This window comes from Bradyrhizobium sp. 132 (genome assembly GCF_023074185.1).
Classification (GTDB): Bacteria; Pseudomonadota; Alphaproteobacteria; order Rhizobiales; family Xanthobacteraceae; genus Bradyrhizobium.
The window spans coordinates 1-1191 of sequence record NZ_JADPKY010000154.1 but is presented as its reverse complement, the minus strand read 5'-3'; the positions used below and the strand labels follow the sequence as shown (position 1 = coordinate 1191).

General features: G+C 59.7%; 2 protein-coding genes. Both read left to right on the top strand.

The features are described 5' to 3' along the window. On the top strand, positions 1-481 hold a 481-nt coding region (locus IVA74_RS32700), incomplete at its 5' end, for a transposase (protein WP_247351132.1). Between the two features lie 410 nt (positions 482-891). Further along, positions 892-1095 (top strand): hypothetical protein, encoded by a 204-nt coding sequence (locus tag IVA74_RS32695; protein WP_247351131.1) that lies wholly within the window; start codon positions 892-894, stop codon positions 1093-1095. Positions 1096-1191: the final 96 nt, after the last annotated feature.

The following is a 1191-nucleotide window of genomic DNA, read 5'->3' as shown; positions in this document are numbered from 1 at the left end:
GGCCAAGCTTTGCTATATGGGCCACGCCACCATGGAGAACCGGCATGGGCTGGCGGTGGCCGGCAGGGTCACGCATGCCAATGGCACCGCCGAACGCCGGGCTGCGGAGGTCATGCTGAAGGCGAGACGCAAAGCCGCAGGTCGCCGCATCACGGCTGGTGAGGACAAGGCGTACGATACGGCCGATCATGTCGCCAATCTTCGCGCCATCGGCGTGACGCCGCATGTGACACAGAACCAGGCCATCACCAAAACCGGCAAGAACCGTAACAGCGCGATCGACGAACGAACCACGCGGCATCCGGGATACGGCATGTCGCAATCGCGCCGGGCGATGGTCGAGTGCATTTTCGGATGGGGCAAGCAGCATGGCACCATGCGCAAGACCAAACATCGGGGCATCGCTCGCGTCGCCGCCGACTTCCTGCTTAATCTGATCGCCTATAACCTGATCCGAATTCCAAAACTGCCCGCCGCATAGCCACCCCGCGCCGGGGCACACTCAATAACAAGCTAGAAATTACATCCAACTCTACCGCGCCGCTCCAAAAACGACCGGCGGAAAAATGAAAATTCTCCATTTCAAGGTTTTTCAGCAGACTGCTAGCGATCCTTCCGGAACGCTGCCGGTTTCATTATCCAAGCGCTCGACGGCCGGGCCCGCGTTTACGACTTCCGATACAACCATATGGCGCTGTCCTTGCGTCGGCAGATCGACAATCCAGCGCACACCAGAAAACTCGAAATTAGGTTCCACGGCGAGCGGGTGTTGTTTGCGGAGTGGACCGACGATGGCTTTACCAAACGGTCATATAGGTCGGGTGATTGGGAAGCGCGGCTACGTCGGTGCGAACGGATACCCGCGCTGGCCGGGCGGGTCAAAGCAGCGACATGAAGCCCGACCGACCATACTGGCCGGCGGCGCTGCGGCTGGGTCAAGCCGCGAGCTATTGCGGGCTGTCGGTCCACATGTTGAAGGCCGTCTGTCCGATCAAGCCGATCGAGTTCACGCAATCAAGCCGCGGCGCGGCAATCGGTATCTGCGAGCTCGGGCCAAAACCATGCCTGCCCGAGGTCGCGTTCACTTCGATCTAGGGTCTGTTGGGATTCAGGATTCTCATCGGGGCTTGGTTGTGATTCAAGCTTGGGATGGACCGATTCGTTTTGACTGACGCCCAATGGGCGAAGATG